The 17,228-nt window shown below is 59.0% G+C and carries 13 protein-coding genes; 8 read left to right on the top strand and 5 right to left on the bottom strand.

Going from position 1 to position 17,228, the window contains the following annotated elements; genetic code table 11:
- The first annotated feature begins 75 nt into the window (after positions 1 to 75).
- Entirely contained in the window at positions 76 to 768 is a 693-nt protein-coding gene (gene phoB / locus ACTZWX_RS09770; protein ID WP_444713762.1) for a phosphate regulon transcriptional regulator PhoB, read from the top strand.
- 52 nt (positions 769 to 820) lie between these two features.
- Entirely contained in the window at positions 821 to 2,140 is a 1,320-nt protein-coding gene (phoR, locus tag ACTZWX_RS09775) for a phosphate regulon sensor histidine kinase PhoR (RefSeq protein ID WP_444713763.1), read from the top strand.
- Between the two features lie 28 nt (positions 2,141 to 2,168).
- Here the strand turns inward: phoR and ACTZWX_RS09780 are convergent, their stop codons facing one another.
- Positions 2,169 to 3,059 carry a response regulator gene (locus tag ACTZWX_RS09780; protein ID WP_444713764.1) on the bottom strand — a complete coding sequence of 297 codons (891 nt, stop codon included), beginning with the start codon at positions 3,057 to 3,059 and terminating at the stop codon, positions 2,169 to 2,171.
- 313 nt (positions 3,060 to 3,372) lie between these two features.
- Between ACTZWX_RS09780 and ACTZWX_RS09785 the strand changes: the two genes are divergently transcribed.
- The 4 genes from ACTZWX_RS09785 (at position 3,373) to ACTZWX_RS09800 (ending at position 7,249) form a co-directional block, all read left to right on the top strand.
- Positions 3,373 to 4,509 (top strand): lytic murein transglycosylase, encoded by a 1,137-nt coding sequence (locus ACTZWX_RS09785; protein WP_444713858.1) that lies wholly within the window; start codon positions 3,373 to 3,375, stop codon positions 4,507 to 4,509.
- Positions 4,510 to 4,668: 159 nt separating this feature from the next.
- Entirely contained in the window at positions 4,669 to 5,406 is a 738-nt protein-coding gene (locus ACTZWX_RS09790; protein ID WP_444713765.1) for a THxN family PEP-CTERM protein, read from the top strand.
- Positions 5,407 to 5,519: 113 nt separating this feature from the next.
- Entirely contained in the window at positions 5,520 to 6,548 is a 1,029-nt protein-coding gene (locus ACTZWX_RS09795) for a metal-dependent hydrolase (RefSeq protein ID WP_152439275.1), read from the top strand.
- Entirely contained in the window at positions 6,503 to 7,249 is a 747-nt protein-coding gene (locus ACTZWX_RS09800) for a pseudouridine synthase (protein WP_444713766.1), read from the top strand. The genes ACTZWX_RS09795 and ACTZWX_RS09800 overlap by 46 nt, the downstream gene beginning before the upstream one ends.
- On the opposite strand, the gene ACTZWX_RS09805 is transcribed toward ACTZWX_RS09800, so the two are convergent.
- Entirely contained in the window at positions 7,246 to 7,734 is a 489-nt protein-coding gene (locus ACTZWX_RS09805) for an asparaginase domain-containing protein (RefSeq protein ID WP_444713767.1), read from the bottom strand. The genes ACTZWX_RS09800 and ACTZWX_RS09805 overlap by 4 nt on opposite strands.
- A 16-nt stretch (positions 7,735 to 7,750) precedes the next feature.
- Positions 7,751 to 8,680, bottom strand: coding sequence for a D-alanyl-D-alanine endopeptidase (gene pbpG, locus ACTZWX_RS09810; RefSeq protein WP_228703885.1), 930 nt, complete (start codon positions 8,678 to 8,680; stop codon positions 7,751 to 7,753).
- A gap of 226 nt (positions 8,681 to 8,906) precedes the next feature.
- On the opposite strand from pbpG, the gene ACTZWX_RS09815 reads away from it, so the two are divergent.
- Positions 8,907 to 11,519 (top strand): EAL domain-containing protein, encoded by a 2,613-nt coding sequence (locus ACTZWX_RS09815; protein WP_444713768.1) that lies wholly within the window; start codon positions 8,907 to 8,909, stop codon positions 11,517 to 11,519.
- On the opposite strand, the gene ACTZWX_RS09820 is transcribed toward ACTZWX_RS09815, so the two are convergent.
- Positions 11,506 to 11,796, bottom strand: a complete 291-nt coding sequence (locus tag ACTZWX_RS09820; RefSeq protein ID WP_152439278.1) for a type VI secretion system PAAR protein — start codon at positions 11,794 to 11,796, stop codon at positions 11,506 to 11,508. The genes ACTZWX_RS09815 and ACTZWX_RS09820 overlap by 14 nt on opposite strands.
- 194 nt (positions 11,797 to 11,990) lie before the next feature.
- On the opposite strand from ACTZWX_RS09820, the gene ACTZWX_RS09825 reads away from it, so the two are divergent.
- Positions 11,991 to 14,411 (top strand): phosphoketolase family protein, encoded by a 2,421-nt coding sequence (locus ACTZWX_RS09825; RefSeq protein WP_444713769.1) that lies wholly within the window; start codon positions 11,991 to 11,993, stop codon positions 14,409 to 14,411.
- Here ACTZWX_RS09825 and ACTZWX_RS09830 read toward each other — a convergent pair.
- Positions 14,392 to 17,133, bottom strand: coding sequence for a cation-translocating P-type ATPase (locus ACTZWX_RS09830; RefSeq protein WP_444713770.1), 2,742 nt, complete (start codon positions 17,131 to 17,133; stop codon positions 14,392 to 14,394). The genes ACTZWX_RS09825 and ACTZWX_RS09830 overlap by 20 nt on opposite strands.
- Positions 17,134 to 17,228: the final 95 nt, after the last annotated feature.

A 17,228-nucleotide genomic window follows, 5' to 3' on the forward strand; every position in this document is an offset into this window, starting at 1 on the left:
AGACGCGTTGTAATGACCCAGCAACATTACTGGGGAGCCATATTCGCTCCCGGGGTCTGACACAGGTTAATGCTCATGACTGGAAAAACTGTCCTGATCGTCGATGACGAAGCACCTATCCGCGAGATGATCGCGGTCGCGCTCGAAATGGCGGATTATGACTACCTCGAGGCAGCGGATGCCCGCGAAGCCCATGCCCTGATCGTCGATAAACAGCCCGACCTTATCCTGCTGGACTGGATGCTTCCAGGCACCACCGGGGTAGAACTCGCCCGGCGCCTTAAAAAAGAAGAAGCGACCGCCGACATACCTATCATCATGCTCACCGCCAAGGTTGAGGAAGACAACAAGATCCAGGGTCTTGAAGTGGGTGCCGATGATTACATCACCAAACCCTTCAGCCCGAGGGAGCTGGTGGCGCGCCTGAAGGCCGTACTCCGCCGCGCAACGCCGGCCGGCGTCGACAGCCCTATTGAAGTGGAGGGCCTGACCCTGGACCCGGTCGGCCATCGGGTTACCTCACCCGAAGGCGCCCTGACCATGGGGCCGACCGAATACCGGCTGTTGCAGTTTTTCATGACTCACCAGGAACGGGTGTATACCCGCTCACAACTGCTGGACCAGGTCTGGGGCGGCAATGTGTATGTTGAGGAACGCACCGTTGACGTGCACATACGGCGCTTGCGCAAGGCGCTCGGCGACAAGTACGATCATCTGATTCAGACGGTACGGGGCACCGGTTACCGTTTCTCAACACGGGCCGCCTGATCCACACCGGCCGTCACGCATCAGCGCCGGACACACAACAAGGCAGACTTTGATGCAACACAACTGGTCAAGATATCTGCGGCTGATCATCGCCGGCCTTGCTGGCACCACCCTGGTGGGCTGGTATTTCGGCTACCCATTGTATGGCCTGCTTGCGGGACTAATGGCCTACCTCTGGTGGACGCTGGGCCAGGCACGCCACCTCTACCAATGGCTGGCCAACCCCAGCGCCACCGGCGAGCCACCCAAAAGTATCGGCCTTTGGGGTGACATCTTTGACAACCTGCACAAACTTCACCAGGGCCACCTGCTAACCCAGGACCGGCTGCGTGCCCGGATCAACCGGGTGCAGGAGTCCACCAATGCCATGCGCGATGGCGTGATCATGACCGACGCCCGGGGCGCTATGGAATGGTGGAATGGCTCTGCAGAATACCTGCTCGGTTTCAAACGCCGCACGGACCAGGGGCAATACATCCACAACCTGATCCGCACCCCGGCGTTCAAGGCCTATTTCGACGCCCGGGATTACCGGGAGCCGCTGGAAATTCACTCGCCTGCCCGGCCCCACATCCACCTGCAGATACAGATCAGCCTGTTCGGCGATGACGACCGGCTGATCGTCGCCAAGGACGTCACCCGGCTTTATCAACTGGAACAGATGCGCAGGGATTTTGTCGGCAACGTCTCCCATGAAATGCGCACCCCCCTGACCGTCATCAGCGGTTATCTGGAAACCCTGGTTGATCACGGTGACGAACTGCCCCCGAAGTGGCGACGGGCCATCAACACCATGGCGGCGCAGTCCTCACGCATGGAAGCCCTGATAACCGACTTGATCCTGCTGTCAAAGATTGAAACCGGAGAACACACCGGCGACGATGCCCTGACCGATGTCGAACATCTAATCAATCAAATCTGCCACGATGCCAGGGCGCTCAGTGGCGACAGAAATCACAAAATTCTGGTAGAGGTCACCGACCACCGGCTGTTACGGGGCGATGAGAGTCAGCTCAGAAGTGCCTTTTCAAACCTGATTTTCAATGCCGTGAAATACACCCCGGCCAACGGCAGCATCGAAGTCTCCTGGAGTACCAACCGGGACGGCGCGTACCTGCGGGTAAAGGACACAGGTATCGGCATTGACCCGGTTCATATTCCCCGGCTCACCGAGCGCTTTTACCGGGCAGACCCGAGCCGACACAAAGATACTGGCGGTACTGGCCTGGGGCTGGCCATCGTCAAGCATGTACTGATCAATCACGACGGCAATCTCGAGATTCGCAGTAAGGTTGGCGAAGGCAGCGAATTTATTTGTCATTTCCCCCGGGAACGACTGGTGGAGCGGGTTCCGGAAACCAACGACCGCTGATTCGCCAGGCACCAGGATGCGCGAGCGACTACCTGCCGGCGCGGAACCGCGCCACAAACCGTGACAGGTCTTCCAGCTTCTTCGGATCTTCATCCACAAACCGAATGGTGACACTGACAAAGTCAGTGTCCTGGCGTTTGTCGACCGCCTGTAACTGATGCACATAACCATTCAGACGGGCCATCTGGCCGTCTCCAATGTCGATATCCACCACCGCCTGATCCAGAATGCCGGGGAAATCCTGGTCCCGCTTGGCAATCACCCGGACTTCCGTCAGGTTGATATCTTTCACCACAGACTTGAGTGTACTGTCGGAAAACCTTACAGATGCAAGGCTCATGGGCCCATGGCCTGCAGGCCGGGAAGTCGGCTCCGGACGGGCACCCGCCAACAGCGAATTATCCGGCGCCGGGGCACTGTCAGCAGGTTCTTTTCGGGGTTCCGGGACTTCCCGCTTCTGGGTGAGCAGCGCAGCGGACTCCTTGAAGGCATCTGCCGGCCTCTCCATGGATTTGCCTCCTTTCTCCATGGCATCGTTCAGGCGCCGCCCCATCACCTTGATGATTTTCTTGCTCAAACCTTCAGGGCTGAAAGGCTTGCCCAGGTACTCGGACACCCCTTCCTTCACTGCCTCGATCACGTGGTCCTTGTCGCCCCGGCTGGTAATCATGATGAATGGCACTTTCTCGTACTGAGGCTGCTGGCGCATCCACCGCAGCAGTTCCAGCCCGGACATCTCGGGCATTTCCCAGTCACACAGAACCAGATCAAAATTGCTCCGGGACATCAGCGACTGGGCCCGGCGACCATTCTGGGCGTCGGTAGTCTCGATCACCGGGAATCGCTGGCGTACGGTGCGCTTTACCAGATCCCTTACAAAACTGGCGTCGTCCACCACCAGCGCTTTCAGTGTTGCCATAAAACCATCCACTCCGGGCTTGCGTGCATCCGTAAACTATAGAACATCACGGGCTCAGCGTGACCCACCCGCAACAAAAAGACGACAAACACGACAGATGCCATCAGGCATTAAAGAATTGTCACACACCTGGCCCTCAGGCAGTGTTTTCCTGGCTGGAAAACAGGCTAACATGGCGACATCGATCGCTTACCTTCGTCCCGAGAGGTTTACTGTGGCTCATCTGATTACACAGCCGAACATCCGCCGTACCCTGGCTGCCCTGTCACTGTCGGCCCTGGCCTTTGGCGCTCAAGGCCAGAGCATACCGGTTATGACCGACGAGCAATTTGCCGAGTGCAAACAATCCCTCGAGGCCAGGGCTGTCGGTGCCGGCGTCAGCGAGGCTACCGCCCGGGACGTTCTGGCCAACGTTAACTATATTGAGCGGGTGATTGAGCTCGACCGTCGGCAACCGGAGTTCACCACCACGTTTGCCGATTACTTCAACCGCCGCGCGAATGAGTCCCGTACTACCAAAGGCCGGGAGTTACTCGAAACGCATCGGGATCTGCTCGACCGGGTTACCCGGGAAACCGGAGTTCCGGCGCCCTACCTGCTGGCGTTCTGGGGTCTTGAGACCAACTATGGCAGCTACTTCGGCAAGATGCCGGTGCCCAGCTCGCTGGCAACCCTGGCCTGCGACCAGCGTCGCAGCACATTTTTCACCGAGCAGTTCGTTGCGGTCCTGAAGATCATTGACGAAGGAGCCATTCCCGCCGAGCAGATGGAAGGCTCATGGGCCGGCGCCATGGGCCACGTCCAGTTTATGCCCACCGTGTTCCTGCAACATGCGGTCGATGCCGATGGCGACGGGCGCCGGGACCTATGGAACAGCCTGCCGGACGCCATGATGTCTGCGGGTAAGTTCCTCCAGTCCATGGGCTGGGACGGCGAGTATCGATGGGGTCGGGAAGTCCTTCTGCCAGCCAACTTTGACTTCAGCCTGTCCGATGGCCGCCGCTTACCATTGGCTGAATGGCGTGGCATGGGCATCACCGATGCCTTTGGCAACGCCCTGGCAAACGAACCGATAGAGGCGGCACTGGTGGTACCCAGTGGCCACAAGGGCCCGGCCTTTCTGGTTTACAGCAACTTTCGCGTGATCATGGGCTGGAACCGTTCAGAGTTCTATGCCATTTCGGTAGGCCACCTGGCGGATCGTATTGCCGGGGCCGGGGGGCTACAGAATCCGCCGCCGGAAGATCAGCCAACCCTGTCGAGAGACCAGATTATCCAGCTTCAGGAAAACCTCAACGACAAGGGCTTTGCCAGCGGCAAACCTGACGGCATCCTGGGCTCGAACACCCGCAAGGCCATTCGCGAGTTCCAGAAATCCCAGGGCCTGATTGCCGACGGCATGCCGTCGGAAGCCCTGCTCGAGACACTGAATGTGATCAGTGGAAGCTGACGCTCATTGCGTCAGCTTTGTTTACACCTTGTTCGCATACCAGATTACTAACCCTTTACTAACAATGGGTTAGCCATCTGGCACAGATCTGGCTTATGAATTCCAGCGATTCCCGAAGGTAACGGGAGAAACTGACTAGCTGGTAACAAGGTGAAGATCATGAACACATTAATGAAAGGACTCGTTGCAACTGCAGCCATGGGCTTTGCAGCGACAGCAGCAGCGTTCCCGGTTGACCTGGAAAACGTAACCGGTGCCTGGGGAAGCCCCACTGGCGGCAGCAATATCCAGGGCGTGGGAACTGATAATTTGCGCTGGGGTGAAGGTCTGGTTACCTGTTCCGGCAAACTTTGGTGGAAAGAGTGTTCACAAGGGCCGCAAAGCGGGTATGGGTTTGAGGGTGCCACCAACCTGCCTGAAACCATTACTTCCAGCGACCCGTTTGTTCTTGGCAGCTTCACCCACTTCAACAGCCGGATCACCGGCGACAGCATCACTGCCGTAGATCTGGATGTTTACGCAACCTTCTCGACAACCCCGGATAACGGCACTGTCACTGGCCCCTATACATTCCAGTTTTCCCATAACGAAACGCCCAATGTCTATTGTGGCCCACTGTCCTTTATCTTCGGTTGTTCAACCAAAGACGTTGATGACATTGTGCGCCTGGACAACATGATTGAAAGTTCAGAGTTCCAGTTCGGCTCCAGCATCTACTCGCTGACCCTGCTGGGCTTTGAGGGTGGCGTTGATGAGATTTATACCGCAGAAGGCAAGGCTACCTCGGTTAACCTGCTGGCGAAACTGAACGTTCGCTCCGTGCCAGAGCCCGGCACCCTCGCCTTACTTGGCCTTGGTCTGGCTGGTCTTGGCCTGGCCCGTCGCCGTAAAGTCTGATGCTCCCACACCGGCGGCATGCCCGCCGGTGTCTTTCCTCTCAACCAGTGATCTGATTCCGGAATCAGCGCATAATATCTGCTATATCCCTCACGATATTGTCGCGGAGATTCATGGATTCCATTACCCAAGCCGCTCTCGGCGCCTCTATTGCCGGTGCGGTTGCCGGCAAGACACTCGGTCGCTCTGCCCTGCTCACCGGCGCACTGTTGGGCACCCTGCCAGACCTGGACGTGGTCATCGACTACGGCAGTGCCGTGGCCAATTTCACACAGCACCGGGGCTTCAGTCATTCCCTGTTTATCCTGATTCCGCTGTCGTTCCTGATTGCCTGGGGCTTGTGGCGCTGGAAACCGCAGCTTTCCTATCAACGGTGGCTGGCCCTGGCAGGTTTGATTCTGGTCACTCACCCGCTGCTGGATGCCTTTACCACCTATGGCACCCAATTGTTCTGGCCCCTGGGAGACCCGGTTGCCCTCAACAGCATTTTTATCATTGACCCTTTGTATACCCTGCCCTTGTTGGCGGGTTGCCTGGTGTTCCTGATTCGCCCCCCGGCAACCAATGCCGTTGCCAGCGGCCTGGTGCTATCGACCCTGTACCTGGGCTGGACCCTGGTTGCCCAGCAGTGGATCACCGACAGGGTTCAACCCGCTCTGGCGGAGGTCGGTATGAACGAGGCCTCCTTGTTGGTTCAGCCGATGCCATTCAACACGATTTTATGGCGGGTAACTGCCATCACTGACGAACACAGGGTTGAAATAGTAACCGGGTTTCTCGATGGCAGCGATGAACTGAATCTGGAGCATTTCCCCCGCCGGCCCGATCTGGCGCAATCGGTTGCCTCCTTGCCGGAGGCCCGACGTCTTGAATGGTTTACCCGAGGCTTTCTGGACTACCGGCTAGCCGGCAACCAGATCACCGCTACAGACATTCGCCTGGGCATCCCCGGTGCTCACCCCTTTACCTTCATTCTGGCGGAGACCTCCGAATCCGGTGTTACTCCCATCCCCAGCGGCCGGCTGCCGCGGCCATCGGTTAACCGGGACGCCCTGCCGCTGCTCTGGTCAAGACTGACAGGACGAACGCCGGTGCTGTGCCTGGCAACCCTGTCTGCACCTCCGCAAGGGCACGGTTGCTGATGCGCCTGGATCAGTTTGTCGCCAACAGCAGCGGGCTTTCCCGCAAGGACAGCAAGCGAGCAATTTCAGCTGGGCGAGTGCAGGTGGATGGTAAAATGACCAAGGGTGCCAACAGCCAGGTTCCGGAGCACGCAAAGGTGACATTGGACAACCAGGCGCTGGCCCTGCCCGGTGGCCTGTACCTGATGATGAACAAGCCGGCCGGGGTTATCAGTGCCACCAACGACAGCAACCAGCCTACCGCTGTTGATCTTCTGCCCCCTGAACTGGCCCGACAGGTTCATATCGCTGGCCGGCTCGACAAAGACACCACCGGATTGTTACTTCTGACCAGCGACGGCCAATGGTCTCATCAGATAACGTCACCACGCCGGGCTTGCCCGAAAACCTACCGGGTTACCCTGGCCGAACCGCTGGACGAACATGCCTGCCAGGCACTTGAGCAAGGTATTGAACTGAAGGGCGAGCAAAAACCGACGCTACCCGCCCAGGTGCTGCAACACTCGGCAACCGAGATCGAACTGATCATCCGCGAAGGCAAGTACCATCAGGTAAAGCGCATGGTGGCCGCGGTGGGCAACCACGTAAAGGCACTGCACCGGCAGAGCATTGGCGACATCGTTCTCGACCCGGCCCTGGCGCCCGGGCACTACCGCTCATTGACCGCGCAGGAAATCCAGTCCGTGGCAGAGCCCGATTAGTCAGTGGCAATACGCTCGAACTTCTGGGCTTCCAGGTTTTTGCGCACCGCGCCCGCCTCAAAGACTTCACCGTTCATGGCAATATAGACACCCGGTGGCAGAAGCTGTGCCGCCGCCCAGGCAAAACCGATGTTGAAGGTGGCATCGCTGCGGCGCATACGGGCGGGCTGCATGGCACCGGTCAGCACAATGGTGCGGTCCGCCAGCGGCTTTAGCACCTGGGCGGTTTGGGCCATGGTATCGGTACCATGGGTAATCAGGATTCTGGAACAGTCCGAGGTACGAACAGCCTCCAGAATGGTCGCCCGGTCATCGTCAGTGAGTTCCAGGCTGTCCTTGCGCATCAGCTCGCGGATGATGTAGCCATCGTGGATATTGGACTCCTGGAGCACCTCCGGGAGCAGGCTCTCACCAATTTCAAACTTGCTGTTGGCATCAAAGTACACCTTGTCGATGGTGCCGCCGGTCGTCAGTATCTGGATCATCGTCAGCTGAAACCTGTTATTGGTTGATACGCGCGGTCTGGCTTCCCTCGGTCGCCGCCCAGGCCGCGTTTTTCTCCTGCTCGTAGCGTTTTGCCGCAGCCGCCACAGACCCGGGGTCGCCACTTGCCAGCCAACGTTTGATTCGGCCGGCATCGCCCATCGGCGATCGGGTGCCCAACGAATCCAGCAGCACCGTAATCACCGGCTTGCTGTCCATTTCGGACACCATGATCAGGCACCTTCCAGCCTCCGTCAGGTAGCCCGTCTTGCTCAGCCCTACTCCCCAGCTTTGACGATGCACCAAGGCGTTGGTGTTACCAAACGACAGGCTGTACCTGGGCCCCCTGAATTCAGCACGGTAATAGCCAGTGGTCGAGTATTCGCCAATCAGTGGATGCGCCAGTGCCGCATTGGCAAGCCGTACCAGATCAGAGGCGCTGGACACATTCTCGACAGACAGCCCGGTAGGATCAACAAACCGGGTGTTATCCATACCAAGTTCGACTGCCTTGGCGTTCATCGCCGCGACAAAGCCATCGAAACCATCGGGATAGGATCGCGCCAGGGTGTAGGCGGCAAAATTCTCTGACGACATCAGGGCAATTCTCAGCACGTCACTCCGCTTCAATCGCGAGCCCACGCGAATACGGGTCCAGGCATTTGCCGCTGCGGGCACGTGGCGCTCTTCGAAGGTCAGCCATTCATTCATGTCCTGGCCGGATTCCACAACCACCAGGGCAGTCATCAGCTTGGTGATTGACGCAATCGGAACCGGCCGATCGGCATTCTTGCCAAACAGCAGCGCGTCGTCTCCAGCAACCGCGGCGGCGGCATTGACCGATGCCAGTGCCGGCATTCCCTGACTGCTCGCCAGTACCGGGTTTGCCGACAACAACGTGACCGCCAGCAGCACCGGCATGATGAATAACCGCTTGATGAAAATCATACTGCGTTGCACTCCCGAACCTTATCCTGTCGCCTCGCCGAAACGCCTACTATACCAGCGCCAACCATCTGTTGCGCAGGTCTCATTTTAATCATGCGTTTTAAACAGCAAATGCAAAATACGATCAAATACATTAAAATTTGTTGAAATTCATATTGTTACAACGCGTTAACGGTTGTAATTTTAGGTAATCTTCAGCCGACCACGTTGCCAGGATGTTCACCGAATGGATTCCGAACCCGCAAACCAGACCAGCCGCCCCCCGCTGACCAGGCTGCCTTTTTTGCAATCACTGAATCGCTGGCTCCCCTTCCTCATCCTGTTTCTGGCCGCCGGCTACAGCCTAACCGCTGCGCTCCTCAATGCACCTTCCGCCGCCCCCGACCAGACCCTGACGGCAACCATTGGCAGTGCTTCTCCAGTCAGGTTGCACCCGCAGTCCCACTACCTGCTCGCCCCACTGGCCGAGGTACTTGAACAGCAACGCTGGCATTCCGGGGACTGGGAACCACTGTCAAAGGACCGTGCCGGCATCGGCTATCCGAGAATGCCCTCCACTTTCCGGATGACACTGACAACCGAGGGGCAAGAACCGGTCGACAGCCAACTGGTGGTACCGGCTCCCTATCTGGACCACCTCCAGCCGGCTCTGATTCATCCGGACGGTACCGTCGAGACGCTCCCGGTGATGGGTGACCAATACCCGTTTGATAACCGCTATGTGGCGCTGCCCCAGTGGATCTGGCCAGTCACTCTTCAGCCCGGCGAAACCGTATTGCTGATGGAGGTCAGGAACAGCGGCCCGGTGATGTTGCCGCTGTCTGTTGCAGGAGGCAATGAGGTCGTCAGCGAAGGTACCTTCAGCACCGCGTGGAAATCGTTTGTTACCGGATTGCTGGTGTTCGCCCTTTTACTCAACCTGAGCATCGTCGCCAAGCTGAAACGCCCCGGGCTTGCCTGGCTCAGTGTGCTGATGATCGGCGTAATTTACAGCCAGCTGGTTATGGATGGCCTCGGGCTATGGTTATTCTGGCCAGGCATGCCAGAGCTCAACTCACTGCTCTCGGTCAGCCTGTCGCTGTGCCTGATCGCGCTGTGCGAATTCACCCCCCATTTCATGGCCATCCACCGCACGGGCCGCAGAATTCTCCGGGGCTTCAGCATGGCTGCCGGGCTGCATTTGCTGGCCGCTCCTTTACCACTGCCATTACTCGGACAGGACGTTTTTCTGATCATCAGCGCCGCCGGTGGCGCCTTCATCCTGGCCCTGGTCCTCAGCCAGCTTCGCAAACACGTTTACGCCCGCTATTACGCACTGTCGGTGCTTGCCATTGTCCTGGGTGCCGCCATTAGTTCACTGCGGACCATCGGCTGGTTCCCGGTCACACCGCTGACCGACTCCGCCTTCTTTTTGGGGGCAGCCGCCGGATCGCTGATACTGACCAGCGGTGTTGGCCGTCTGCTGCTGGAAGAGCGTAAGCGTCGCCTGAGTTCGGATATTCGGGTGCAGGAGGAACAGAAACTGCGAGCCCGCATCGAGCGGGATTATGACCGGGTACTGAAAACCCACCGGGTTACCGGCAAACCGAACCGGCCGATGCTGGAAGAAACCCTGGGCAACATCGACTGTCAGCAAACCCCCTACACATTGTGTCTGATCCGCCTGGCGCGGTTCAACGAACTGGAACAGGCCCTGGGCTACCGGACAGCCGAAGACCTGCTCAAACAATACCTGCGTCGTTTGAACCGCTACCTCAAACGCACTCTCGGTGATCGGCTGATCATGATCAATGGCTACGGCATCGCCACACTCGACACCGTCAACCATGCCTTCGCCATGGTTCGCGGCAGTGACCCGGCACAGGACCGCGAATTACTGGAGACCGTCAGTCACTGGCTGTCAGAGAACTTCCGTGAGGGGCGGTTTTCGTTCTCCTGGGCGGCATCGATGGGGGTTGCCTACGCTCCCGAGCATGGCACCGATGCCGCCAGTGTGCTCTCCTCCGCTGGCTTTGCATCACTGGATGAAACCTGCCCGATGGCGATCTACGACCCAGCCATTGCCGACTGGCAGTACCAACAGCAAATCCTGATGCTGGATATTGAAGATGCCCTGCGCTGCGGCGACATGTGGCTGGAATACCAGCCCAAGGTGAGCATTCGGGATGGCAAGGTGCGCTCAACCGAGGCGCTGATTCGCTGGCAGCATCCGGAATTTGGCCGGATTCCCCCGGATCACTGGATTCCCCTGGCCGAACAGGTGGGCATCATCCATTCCGTGACCTTGTGGGTACTGGACCAGGCCTGCCAGGATTTTGCCCCATTGCAGGAGCGCTACGGGGAAAGCATCGGTGTTGCCGTCAACATCTCTGCCAAAGACGTTGCCCATCCATTGTTCCATGAGGAAGCCGGCGCCATCACCCGCCGGCACGGGGTCAGCCCGGACCGGGTCATTCTGGAAATCACAGAAACCGCCGCCATGGCCGACCCGGAAGTTGCCCGGCGCGCTATCCGGACCCTGAGCAGCATGGGGTTCCGCATTGCTCTGGACGACTTTGGTTCCGGGCACTCATCCCTGGGCAACCTGGCCAGCTTCCCGCTGGATGAACTGAAGATTGACCGCAGTTTCCTGCAAGACGTACTGCTCTACCCGGTCCGCCAGAAAATTCTGCGGGCAGCCCTCGAGCTAGGCGAGGCACTGGACCTTGGTGTGGTTGTTGAAGGGGTAGAGGATGAAGCCATCGCCCTGTGGCTGCAGCAGTTCCCCGGCCTGCACGGCCAGGGTTACTACTGGGCACGACCCGAAAGGGTCAGGGCAGCGCTGGTCAGCCCCCGATAACAACAGAGCCGCTACCGATCGTCACCCCGCCGCAGGATACAGCGCTGCCAGTGATGGCAGCCGGCTTGCCATTGATCATTACCGAAGGTGACCCTTCTGCAATCACTCTGGGGTGGCTGGAGTGCTTGGGCTTGGAATGGGGCGCAAGGGGGTCGCCCAGACGGGCAACTGGCTTGCCATCCACGAGTACATCGGGAGAACCGGCGAGAACCGGGGTGGGCGGGAAACCCTGATGGTCTGAACCAAGATCTCCCAACAGCACAATAGCTTTACTCATTGTCTGATTCCTTTCAGGACAAGTTTGGAAAAAACATCCTATAACGTTTCTACCGATAACCCAACCCATCGGTCGCGGCTTTGTGACGCTTCCGAAAAGATGCAATTACGACTGACCTGAATCAAGGGCTCCCCGGGCCGGGCGTTTTACACTTCTTTCACACTCTCAAGTTCGAAAGCCATGGAGGCCGCACCATGCCATCGCCCAACGTACAAGTTCCATCACCGGCTGCTGCATGCAACGGTGCAGCCTACCAACGCTGGCAGCAGGGCTATGGTGTTATCCGCCACTCGGAAGACACCGAAGCCAGGGTTCAGGTCCTGGCTCGAAAACTGGTGGCGGATGGCCTCCAGCCCGATACCGATACCGTCTACCAGAAACTGGCGTACCTCGACCGGCTAACCAGCGCAGGGCTCTGGTTGGTGGTGCACATGACCTACTGCAACCGGGTAGACATTTCCGGGGCGCCATTGGCTGCCCAGGATTTCAAAGCATCACCTGAGGGCCATACCGGTGGCGCCCTCAATATGGTGCCGGCCTACGCCGCTTATCTGGCCTTGAACAACCTGACCGGGCAAACCCGGAGCTGGCTGATGGGCCAGGGCCATTGCGTTGCCGCCGTCGACGCCCTCAACGTGTTGACGGGCAACCTGCATCCGGAACAGCGGGCGCGCTACCTGGCACCTGAAGGTTTGTCGCGGCTTGCCGCTGACTTCTACAGCTACCGCCAGAAGCCCGACGGTGCCATGGCCTCCCCCCTCGGCAGCCACGTCAATCCGCATACCGCCGGGGGCATCCTGGAGGGCGGCTACCTGGGCTTTGCCGAACTGCAGTACGCCCACATGCCGCTGCCGGGCGAATCGCTGGTGGCCTTCCTCTCGGATGGCGCCGCCGAGGAACAGAGAGGCAGCGACTGGATTCCGCGCTGGTGGCGGGCAGACGATTGCGGGCAGGTTCTGCCGATCATGATTGCCAATGGCCGAAGAATTGAACAACGCACCGAGCTAGGCACCCGGGAAGGGCTGGAGCGCTTCGCCGAACTCCTTGAAGCACACGGATTTGAGCCAGTACGTTTCGATGGCAAAGATCCGGCGGCGTTCGTCTGCACTTTATTTGATATGGAACGGACACTGGCCGCCCAAGGCGACGCCGCCAGCCGGGGTGAAGCCAGCTACCCTGTCCGTATTCCCTACGGTATCGCCGAAACCACCAAGGGTTTCGGGTTCTACGGTGCCGGCCAGAATTCCGCTCACAACCTGCCCCTGCCGGGCAACCCACGGCTGGACACGCGGGCCCGGGACCTGTTCAACGAGCACATCCAGCCTCTGTGGGTGTCACCGGAAGAACTTGAATGGGCCGTCGCAGCACTTAATGAGCACCGGCAGCAACAGCGCCCCCTTGAGCGGGATCACCCCCTGGCACTGCGCAACCCACGCGAACCCCAGGTTCCGGTATTGCCTTACAGTCAGGACAAGTCATCACCGATGACGGCAGTAGACGCCTTCTTCCGGGCACTGACCAAGAGCAATCCGGATCTTCGGCCCAGAGTAGGCAATCCGGATGAACTGGCAAGTAACCGGCTGACGGGTGTTCTCAAGGACCTCAGGCATCGGGTAAACGATCCGGAAAGCGATGACGAATCCATTCACGGCCATATCATCACTGCCCTCAACGAAGAGGCGGTGGTCTCCGCCTGCCTGGGGAACAAGGCAGGCCTGAATCTGGTCGCCAGTTATGAGGCCTTCTGCGTAAAAATGCTCGGTGCGGTGCGACAGGAGCTGATTTTTGCCAGGCACCAGAAAGAGGTGGGCAGGCCCGCCCGCTGGCTTGGCTTCCCGATCATAGCCACCTCCCACACCTGGGAAAACGGCAAGAACGAGCAGTCCCATCAGGACACCACATTCTGCGAGGCCATGCTGGGTGAAATGAGCGATGTATCCCGGGTGCTTTTCCCTGCCGACTACAACAGCACCCTCGCGGTTCTGCCGTCGGTATTCACCGAACGCGGAAGAATCAGCTGCATGGTTATCCCGAAGCGCGACCGGCCCTGTGTGTTCAATGCCAACGAGGCTGAACGCCTGGCCAGGCACGGCGCCCTGGTGGTCGACGAGGACACCTCCGCCGGTGAGGAGCCCCTGCTGCTGATTGCCAACGGTGCCTATCAACTGTCAGAGGCCATTCGCGCCTGCGAACGTTTGCGGGAAACCGGAACGCCGTTCCGCCTGGTCTACCTGCAGGAACCCGGGCGGTTCCGCCAGCCCCGGGATCCCCTTGAAGCGGCCGCCTGCCTGACCGAGTTCGAGCGGGAACGGCTGTTCCCGCACCGGATGCAGCGGCGAGTGGCACTAACCCATATACGCCCGGAAGTATTCCGGGGACACCTGCACACTCTGTTCCCCCAGCCCGCCCATTCACGGGTATTGGGATACATCAACCGCGGTGGCACCCTGAACGAAGCCGGCATGCTGTTCGCCAACCAGTGTTCCTGGGGCCACGCCCTGGCGGCCTGTGCCGACGTCATGGACAAACCGCCGGGGGAGTGGCTGTCCAGCGCAGAGCTGGCAGCCGTGGAAGGTCGCGGAGATCCTTCTGTTATTACCCGCGGCTTACCTTGAGGGCTACCCGACGGCGAATGGCCGTTTCTAGCTCCAGCAACATCAGAACGGCCACACCCACCACACAGGCAAAACCCAGCAATTCCAGTGATAGCGCGCTGGTGCCAAAGGTCGCCTGGAACCAGGGCGTATAGGTGAACAGCAACTGAAGGCCAATCACCGAAGCAACCGCCAGTAACACGATTGGCGTGCCCAGCACTCCCCGTAAGGTGATGGAAGGCGTATCCAGGTAACGTACGGCAAACAGGTAAAACACTTCCATCGCCACCAGAGTATTCACTGCCAGGGTACTGGCCACGGCCATATCATCGAAGCGATGCATGGCCCAGAACCAGGCCCCGAATATCCCCGCCAGGAACAGGAACGACACGAACACAACCCGCCAGACCACGAAGCCCTGTAACAGTGACTCTTCCTTGGGGCGCGGCGGCTGTTTCATGACGCCGGGTTCCGGGGGCTCAAACGCCAGTGTCATCGCCAATACCACTGAGCTGACCATATTGACCCACAGAATCTGCAAGGCTGAAATCGGCAAGGCAAGTCCCAGTAAAAGAGCCGTGATCAGACTGATGGATTCCCCCCCGTTGACTGGCAACAGAAAGGCAATGGCTTTACGCAGATTGGTATAGACCGTCCGCCCCTCCCGAACGGCCGCTGCGATACTGGCAAAGTTATCGTCCAGCAGCACCACGGATGACGCTTCTCTGGCGGCTTCAGAGCCTTTCACACCCATGGCGATACCAACGTCGGCCCGTTTCAGGGCCGGCGCATCGTTCACGCCGTCACCGGTCATGGCGACCACACCGTGCAGTGCCTGCAACGCCTGGACCAAACGCAGTTTGTGTTCAGGGCTGGTACGGGCAAACACATCCACCTCACCGGCCAACTCTCGCAACTGGTCATCATTCAGTTCGTCCAGTTCCTTGCCGGTGAGCACTCGCTCGCTGTTTCGTAAACCCAGTTTTCGGGCGATCGCTCCTGCGGTCAGGGCATGGTCACCGGTAATCATCTTCACCCTGATGCCCGCATTATGGCACTCTTCAATGGCCTGAATGGCCTCTTGCCGGGGTGGGTCTAACAACCCGACAACACCCAGAAGCTCCCCCCCCTGCTCAAGGTCTTCAACCACCAGTTGGCGCCCCGCTTCAGCCATTGGCTTTCGGGCAATCGCCAGAACCCTTAGCCCTTCCGACGCCATCTCGGTGACCGTGTCATCCCAGCGTTGTCTGTCGAGTGCCACCACACCACCGTCCCCGGTCACTTCACTGGTACACATCTCCAGTATCCGCTCCGGCGCCCCTTTCAGGTAGGCAACCTCATGGCCATGATGATCATGGTGAAGGGTCGCCATGAACCGGATGCGGGTATCAAACGGTATCTCATGGATTCTAGGCCAGTCTCCGGAACTGGATTCGGTATCGAATTCGGCCTTGCGGGCAAAGACCTTGAGGGCTGCTTCCATCGGGTCGCCGTGGATAACGGGGCGGCCATCCTTTTCACCCAGGCTGGCGTCATTGCACAGGGCGGTTGCCCTGGCCATTTCTACCAGCAATCCGGAACTCTCTACTGGTTGTTGGTCCCGGCAGATCATGCCATCGAAGCTGTAGCCTTCACCGGTAACATCGAATCTCTGACCACCGGCAACAACCGCCGTCACCATCATTTCGTTGCGGGTCAGGGTGCCGGTTTTATCCGAGCAGATCACCGACACCGCGCCAAGGGTTTCTATCACGGGCATACGCCGGACCACCGCCTGGCGTTTTGCCATTTGCCGAACACCGATAGCCAGGGTGATGGTCAGAATGGCCGGGAGCCCTTCCGGAATTGCGGCAACCGTCAGGCCCACAACCGCCATGAACAACTCCCGGAACGCTAGACCGCTGAATGCCAGGCCACCAAGGAAAATACCAATGCCGGCCAGTATTACAATAATGGAAAGCACCCGGGCAAAGCGATCCATCTGCTCAAGCAGCGGTGTTTTCAGTGACGTGGTGGTTGCCAGCAAGCCAGAGATTCGACCGATCTCGGTATTCGCTCCAGTACGAACCACCACACCGCGACCGGTGCCAGTAGCCACCATGGTGCCAGAAAACACCATGCTGACCTGATCACCCAAGGCTGCATCTGACGCTACCGGTTCTACGGCTTTGTCTACCGCCTCGGATTCCCCCGTCAGTATGGCTTCCTCAACCTTCAGGTTGTGGCACTTCTCCAGCCGGATATCGGCAGGCACCCGGTCGCCGGGCTCCAGCAGTACGGTATCGCCCGGAACCAGCCCGGTGGCATCCACCTGATGCTGACCGTCTTCCCGAACCACCCTGGCCTTGGGGGCCAGCATATGGCGAATGGCAGACAAAGCCTGCTCTGCCTTACCTTCCTGAATAAACCCCACCAGCGCCTGGATCACCACCACCGCCAGAATAACCCCGGAGTCCACCCAATGGCCAAGCGCAGCGGTAATGAACACAGCGGTCAGAAGCACGTAAATAAGGAAATTATTGAGCTGTCGAGCCAGACGGCGCAAAGGCCCGGCACTCCGGGTCTCTGGCAGCTGATTCGGACCATAGCTTGCCAGCCGGGCATCAACGTCGGCCTGCGATAAAGGGCTCGATGCTTTCAGGTGCTGACGAGCGTCGGCAACGGATGCGGCATGCCAAACAGGGCCGGCGGCCTCCGAAGGGGCGGCGCTTGGTCCGGAAGAAAACGATGGAGGGTTGGACATGTAGGCTCCCTGCTGATGAACGACCGTCTACTACAAACCAGTACGAACAAACTGCCAATGCGCCAGATCAAGGTACCGACAGAAAATCCGACCGC

Source organism: Marinobacter sp. NSM, assembly GCF_052380025.1.
GTDB lineage: Bacteria > Pseudomonadota > Gammaproteobacteria > Pseudomonadales > Oleiphilaceae > Marinobacter.